A 7,702-nucleotide genomic window follows, 5' to 3' on the forward strand; every position below is an offset into this window, starting at 1 on the left:
AAACCACGTCAACGTCGCCTTGCCGTATATATGTGACTGACTTCGTCAGTCTTATCTGCAACCTCAAAACAGTGTTTTGAGCAGCCTGCAGCTAGTTTCCTAGTTTGCTCTTTGATTTTCATTGAGTATTAAAAATAGTCAGAAAGATAATGTTGGGAAGGTTTTCGACCAATTAGGGTCAAAATTCCCCTCTCTTCAAGATGCAAGAAAGCATCCTTGATCTTTTTCTTAGAGTAATGATGGTTGGACTGATTGGCCAGTTGGATGATGCTTCTATCTTCTATGCCATCTCTCTTATCATCGACAAAGAGCTTGGACTGAGCGAGGAGAAACAAGATGTATTTCTCGACTTCCTCCAGCCCTTCTGTTTGCTCTATCTTAACTTTATAGCGATGCAGTTGCTCTTGTTTTTCAAGGAGGGTTTGGATAATATTTTCCTGTCCTTCCTTGATAAAAGTCAACAAGGTTTCAACGAAGAAGGTAGCATCGGCACGGTTGAGATGATCGCCAGTATTCCTAAAAGCCTTATAATAGTCTTGTTTATGGTGATTGATTTGTTGGGACAAAACTAACCCTGAAAATTTATCGAGTTTTCTAGACAAGTACTTGGCAAGGATATAGCGTCCTGTCCGACCGTTACCGTCATAGAAGGGATGTATATTTTCAAAAAAATAGTGTCCAGCACAAGCCTTGACAAGGTTTGGGATAGAATGGTCGTTGATAAAACGAATCCACTCTGTCAGCATGACCTGAATCTGTTCCTCCTTTTGAGGTGGGATATAGATGACTTTGCCAGTCTTGTCGTCTTGGATAAAGACCGATTTCTGTCTAAAAAACTCTCCATCGAGTTCATCCTCTGGCGAGATTTCTCCTTGTGTTAATTGGTCATAAATCCCTCTGATATCTTCAAGAGATTGGATTTGGAGAAATTCATCCTTAAGGATTTGTTGGTACATTCGCAAGGTGGAAAGATGTTTGATTTGTTCGGTCTTATAGGGGTCTTCCTCTAGGAGTTTCTCCACATCGACCAACTCTTTACGAGTTGTATGGATACCTTCGATTTCATTTGTGGAAATAATCGATTGGTAGAGCTGTTCTTTATAAAACTGATCGTGGGCAATCTTAGGGAGGGTATCAGCTATTTCACTAATTCGTTGAGACTGCTGTGAGATAGTTTCCATCAGTTGGGAAATCCCTAGATGTAGGGTTACAAATAAAGGGTATTGACTTGTTTTGACAGTATCGCGTTGCATTAAATGAGGATAAAGAGATGTTCTAATGGAACTGTATCCTTGTAAGCGTAGTTGATACTCTTCCTCATACTGGTCACGATGACTGTAGTAGATTTTTCTAAGTTCTCTATAGTTCATATGTAGTCATCCTCGCATTTCAACGTTTTTTAACATTATATCACAAAATAAGCCTATCTATTGTTTCAAAATAGGCAAAATTGAAGAATAGAATAGCATAGTTTCCTATCTAAAGTGCAAAAATGGCCAAAATTGAACAATAGAAATGATAGATGGCAATCCTAAAGTGTAAAAATAGGTAAAATTGAAGAATAGAAATCAAAAAGAGAAAACCTAAAGTGTAGAAATAAGAAAATTGAGTAATAGAAAGGGGGGATATAGTGGAGAAATTATTTATTATCGGAAATGGTTTTGATATAGCACATGATTTAAAGACGGATTATTTATATTTCAAGAAGTTTGTTTATCAGCAGGCTTATGGGAAAGATGATTTGTTAGAGTCGTTGCAAAATTTTGATTCTATCAAAGATTTTCTAAAAGACAGTGATAACAGAATATATAAGAGTGAAATATATGCTGAAGAAGTGATGGAAATATTGAATGGTACTGATAGTCAGGAAAAGTTGAAATTACTTTATCAAATTTTTTTACATATTACAGCTACAGAAAGGCTTTGGGGAGATTTTGAAGAAAAACTAGTCTGCTTCCCTTTTATGAATACTAGCACTTCTTACTATGTGACAAACGATAGTAAAGAGGATACTGAGTCTAGAAAAGGATTTGCCGAAAAGGTAGCGGATAAACTCAGTCAATATGTTCATCATCAATTGAACAAGTTATTTAAACAATGGATTAAAGAAACCTATGAACAATGGGAAAGTCAATTAAGCATGAGAAAATTTACCTCTCATTTCCCGATTGTGAAAGAAACGATTTTAACTAATAGAAATGCAAGATTTTTGAATTTCAATTATACTCGTACTTTAGAGGATTTTTACGGCATTTCTTCTTCTAACATCATTCATATTCATGGTGATTTGGATGATGGAGTTCTCATATTTGGTCATGGAGAAGATTCGATAGTCATACCAGAAGGAGCAGATATTTTATCTCGGGCTATGTACAGACTATCTGCTGCTAATAAAAAGCCTGTCCATCAGCAACTTAGAAAGCACGAATCCCTTTTCAAAAATTTAAGTTCTATCAAAGAAATCTACTTCATTGGTTTTGGTATTCGGGATGAGAATGGAGTGGATGCTCCTTACTTTAAAGAAATTTTTAAACAGGCACCGGATGTGAGCATTTATGTAGACCAGTTCGATAAGGAGAATGAATATACTATTAAGAAAATACTTAAGGCATGGGGAGCTCGTAAAGCTTATCAATTGCAATTTATAGATATAGATAAAGACGAATTAGTTGGAGGAGTAATATGACAAAACAACCAAGTTATCGCTTTGTGAGATATACTGAAGCTTGGGAACAGCGTAAGTTGGGAGAAGTAGCTCAATATCGTAACGGAAAGGCTCACGAAAACTGCATTGATGAGAACGGAAAGTATATTGTAGTAAATTCAAAATTCATTTCCACAGATGGTGAAGTAAAGAAATTTTCTAATAAGAAAAATGAAGCATTGTTTGAAAATGAGATTGCCTTTGTGCTGAGTGATGTTCCAAATGGTCGTGCTATTGCGAGAACATTTTGGGTCGAAAAAAATGATAAATACACGCTAAATCAGCGAATCGCAGGGATAACTCCAATAGGCGAAACATTCCCTTATTTTCTTTACATTTTAATGAATAGGCATCCATATTTCTTAGCATTTGATGATGGAGCAAAGCAAACAAATTTATCAGTTTCTGATGTAATGGGATTTGAAGCATATTATCCAAAATACAGCGAACAACAGAAAATTGGAGCATATTTTCGCAATCTCGACCACCTTATCACCCTTCAACAGCGTAAGTTAGAGGTGCTCAAAGAGCAGAAGAAAACCTACCTCAAGCTCTTATTCTCAGCCAAAGGACAAACCAAACCCGCCCTTCGTTTCGCAGGATTTGAAGATGAGTGGAAGGAAGTGAAGTTGGGGGAGATAATCCAATCTATTAGTTCCAAAAATTATATTACCGAGTATTATGAAGAGGGAAATAATCCTGTAATACAACAAGGGGACATTCCTATTGTAGGTTTTTCAGATAATAAACCATTTAATAATTTTAGTAATGTTATTCTTTTTGGTGATCATACATTATCTTTATTTAAACCTGAGACTCCTTTTTTATTAGCTACAGATGGTATAAAAATATTACACTCAGATTTAACTACTCAGCCATTTTTGTTTATAATGTTAGAAAGATATCTGCCTAAATCCCAAGGGTATAAACGTCATTATTCTTTATTGAAGAATGAACTATCTTCCTTACCTTCTCTCCCTGAACAAGAGGTCATCGGTTCTTTCTTCCAAGACCTAGACAAGGCCATTGCCAAGCAAGAGGAAAAAGTCAACCAGCTCAAAGAAAGCAAACAAACCCTACTCAGAAAAATGTTTATCTAAGATACAAAGACCGTCAAAAGCCCAGTAAAAATAAGAAACTGGGACAGTCTTCGATGAAGACAAGACAGTTTATCTTTTTTACCCAGCTTTTAGGTCGTGTTCAATTCAAATAAATACAAAGACCGTAAAAATCTATACTAAACGAATGAAAGTAGAAATTGATAGGAGACCCTATGTCACAAACAGATTTATCAAGAGAACTCTACCAATCCCTCTGGAATGCGGCAGATATCCTGCGTGGCCAGATGGAAGCCAATGAATACAAGTCCTACCTTTTGGGCTTGATTTTCTACAAGTACCTATCCGACAACATCCTCCAAGCCGTCTGTGACAACTTGGACGAGACCTATGAGTCCTTCCAGCAAGCCCAGCTTCTCTATGAGGAAAACTTTGCGGATGCAGATGTCCGTGAAGACCTCATCGAGGTTCTAAATGACGAGTTGGGCTATGTGATTGAGCCTTCTCTAACCTTTACCAAGCTGGTTCAGTCTATCCACGAAGGCACCTTCCAGCTAGAATCTCTAGCCCAAAGTTTCCGTGATATCGAGCAGGCTAATGAAAAATTTGAAAATCTTTTCGAAGATATTGACCTCTATGCGAAAAAGCTAGGCAACACCCCACAAAAGCAAAACAAGACCATCTCTGAAGTCATGAAACAGCTCAACGACCTTAATGTCTCTGGTCATGCTGGTGATATCTTGGGTGATGCTTATGAATACTTGATAGGCCAATTTGCCAGTGATTCTGGGAAAAAGGCTGGAGAGTTCTATACACCTCAAGCAGTCTCTCATCTCATGACTCAGATTGTCTTTGCAGGGCGTGAGCATCAAAAGGGCATGTCGGTTTACGACCCGACCATGGGTTCTGGTTCTCTCTTGCTCAATGCCAAGCGCTATAGTAAGGAAGCTTCGACGATTTCTTACTACGGTCAGGAGTTGATTACTTCGACCTTCAACCTTGCTCGCATGAATATGATGCTTCATGGGGTCGCGATTGAGAACTACCACCTCAGCAACCACGATACCCTAGACGAAGATTGGCCGACGACGGAGCCTACAGACTTTGATGGGGTTTTGATGAACCCACCCTATTCACTGAAGTGGTCAGCAGATAGTGGATTCCTGCAAGATCCTCGTTTTTCAAGTTATGGAGTTCTGGCACCTAAGTCTAAAGCAGATTTTGCCTTCCTCCTTCACGGTTTTTACCACCTCAAGCATAATGGTGTCATGGCCATTGTACTTCCTCACGGAGTTCTCTTTAGAGGAGCAGCCGAGCAGAAGATTCGCCAGCATCTATTAGAAGAAGGCGCTATTGATACAGTTATCGGCTTGCCAGCAAATATCTTCTACAATACCTCTATTCCGACAACTATTATCATCCTTAAAAAGAATCGCACCAATAAGGATGTCTTCTTTATCGATGCCTCAAAAGAGTTTGAAAAAGGGAAAAATCAAAACAATATGACCGAAGACCATATTGCCAAGATTTTGGAGACCTATCAAAAACGCGAGAATGTCGAGAAATTTGCCCATCTAGCCAGCTTTGAAGAGATTGTTGAAAATGACTATAACCTCAACATTCCACGCTATGTCGATACCTTTGAGGAAGAACCCGTAGTTCCCCTCGTCGACCTCGCCGACCAGCTCGCAGAGATTGATAAGGAGATTGGACAAGTAGAAGCCAGACTCGCACACATGCGCAGCCAGCTAGTAGGCACAACACCAGAAGCCCAAGCAGAATTAACCGCCTATCTCGAAAAGTTGAAAGAGATTTAGAGACTTGTGAGAATACTCTGCTAAAAATTTAGAAAAATAAAATGACAGTAGAAAATCTATTGTCATTTTTGTTATTGATTATTTAAGTAAAAATCGAATTAAAACTAAACTAAAAGGATTCAGTCCTATCAAATACAGAATTTAATCCTTAACATAAAGATAATGATTAAATTTTTGAGAAGTGATGTTATTTTTCTAAAACAAAATAAGTAAAGTGTGTATTATTTTCGTGAAGTAAAATGAAGATGAACTTCAATATAAAATTATTGATGAAAAATTACTATTATTACTAGATAGAATTGATAGTGAACACCCGAAGTAAAAGAGTGTTGTACTATAATTGGAATTTAAAAGTTTTATAAATATTAAATACAGATTGGACATAAATTTTAATATTTACCCATATAATTCAATGTAGCTATAAATAGTAATTTTGCTTATAATAATTTTAATTTCTTTTAAACTATATCTTTTACTCATATTTCTAGTTGAGAAGTTATTTTCTTATATTATTTTATTTTTTTATAATCGTTAATTATTTGATCAATGAATTTTGAATAGTAAGTGTTTATTATATCTTTATCATTCCAAAATCTATCATAATCTTCTCTATTGTAGTATTTAGCATAATCATATTCATATTTATCCTCAAATTGTTTAAAATATATATTAGTTGGTATTAATTTTGTTCGTGATTTACCTGTATTATAATCTGAAGAATAATCTGTTGCATAAACTTGAATATTAGAGAGATTATTTTGTGTTTTACTTGTATTATTGATGAAAATTGTGAAAATAACAAGATTCATTTTATCGTATCCAGAGTCAATATCATTAGTATTGATTTGTAAATTATTTTCATTTATTCTATTAGAAATATCAATATTTAAATTTGGTCCAAATTCAACATGATTATTTGAAAAGTAATTACTAAAAGGATTTTGATCTGTGTTAAATTTAATATGTCCAATTTTTCCTTTTGATTTTCCTGTTAGTTGAAATCTCATATCTAATCCTTCCATAGGTATAGATAGACTATGTGTAGATATATAATCATCGAAATAGTCCGAATGAGAATTTGAAGAGAGAATCATATATGACCGTATATATACAGTTGTATCTTTCATATCATCGCTACCATAATTATATATGGAGAAGATGTCGTCATCTTTAGTCCATCCAACTGGATTATTTAGTACAAAGGAGTATGACGGTCTTCTTGTTACATATTGATAAAACGGAACAATAGCAGTAGTGAGAAGACTGACTATAATCGGCACAATTACAGTACTTTGTTTATAAAATTTTAATATTCTGCTCATTTTTATACCTCATATAATAATTTGGAGACTAGTAGATTTCTTATTTTGTGAAATATTCTAATACAGATTAGTATAAATTATAATATATAGTATCTTCCATAAAATATATTACTTGATATTGTTTTGTGATTAAAAATCTAATCTGTATGTTTACTAAAAGTAAATATAATTACTTTATCTTTTATGATTTTTTTCAAAAGTTTGAATGATAGTTTGTTTGTATTAAAAATATCGAGCTATTTATTCGAAATATAGTTCCTGATAACTTTATGTTTCAGTAAGTTCATCAATCTGATACATTAACTTATAAATATTTTTTATTGCTTCAATTACCTATCAAATATAAAATAGTGCATGGGAAAAGTTTGTATAAAAAATTCTTTATCATCATTATACCACGATTCGACACTATTTTATTTTTATTAAAAACGGAGATTAGGTATAATGGTTTTAAAATTATAAAAACGTATCAGTTATTTTATCAACAAACTTGATATACTGCGTTTTATAAAATATTTGGTCATCTTTTTTAAAATTCCAAAATTGAGAAATTTTTAGATTCTTTATGTTAAACAATCTTCAAAATATAGAATAGTCTTACTTTACAATTAACTTTAAACTGTTTATCAATAGTTGAGTGAAAATTATCAGTTTTAATTTTAAATCCTCTAAATGGATAGCTATGTAAAACGAAAATCTAATTTATCTAACAAAAAATATAGTCATTTGAATGATTTATATTGCAATGTACTGAAATTAACAAAAAGAAAAAACGCTTAAAATGTACTGATCCCAAAAAGT

General features: G+C 34.2%; 5 protein-coding genes. 3 read left to right on the forward strand and 2 right to left on the reverse strand.

Features of this window, described 5'->3' with window-relative positions; genetic code table 11:
- Positions 1-128: 128 nt before the first annotated feature.
- On the reverse strand, positions 129-1,370 hold the full coding sequence (locus tag HT731_RS01745) for a Fic family protein (RefSeq protein WP_061087486.1): 1,242 nt from the start codon (positions 1,368-1,370) through the stop codon (positions 129-131).
- Positions 1,371-1,630: 260 nt separating this feature from the next.
- Here HT731_RS01745 and HT731_RS01750 point away from each other — a divergent pair, with 260 nt between their 5' ends.
- The 3 genes from HT731_RS01750 to HT731_RS01760 all read left to right on the forward strand — a co-directional run bounded on the left by HT731_RS01750 (position 1,631) and on the right by HT731_RS01760 (position 5,579).
- Entirely contained in the window at positions 1,631-2,686 is a 1,056-nt protein-coding gene (locus tag HT731_RS01750; RefSeq protein WP_061759691.1) for an AbiH family protein, read from the forward strand.
- The gene (locus tag HT731_RS01755; protein ID WP_061759690.1) at positions 2,683-3,804 is read left to right on the forward strand and encodes a restriction endonuclease subunit S; all 1,122 of its coding nucleotides are present in this window, start codon (positions 2,683-2,685) and stop codon (positions 3,802-3,804) included. Before HT731_RS01750 ends, HT731_RS01755 begins: the two co-directional genes overlap by 4 nt.
- Before the next feature lie 173 nt (positions 3,805-3,977).
- Positions 3,978-5,579 (forward strand): type I restriction-modification system subunit M, encoded by a 1,602-nt coding sequence (locus HT731_RS01760; RefSeq protein ID WP_061759689.1) that lies wholly within the window; start codon positions 3,978-3,980, stop codon positions 5,577-5,579.
- Positions 5,580-6,088: 509 nt separating this feature from the next.
- On the opposite strand, the gene HT731_RS01765 is transcribed toward HT731_RS01760, so the two are convergent.
- Positions 6,089-6,901 carry a hypothetical protein gene (locus tag HT731_RS01765; protein WP_053092715.1) on the reverse strand — a complete coding sequence of 271 codons (813 nt, stop codon included), beginning with the start codon at positions 6,899-6,901 and terminating at the stop codon, positions 6,089-6,091.
- Between the last annotated feature and the right edge of the window lie 801 nt (positions 6,902-7,702).

Source organism: Streptococcus sp. k-163, from assembly GCF_013277555.1.
Lineage (GTDB): Bacteria > Bacillota > Bacilli > Lactobacillales > Streptococcaceae > Streptococcus.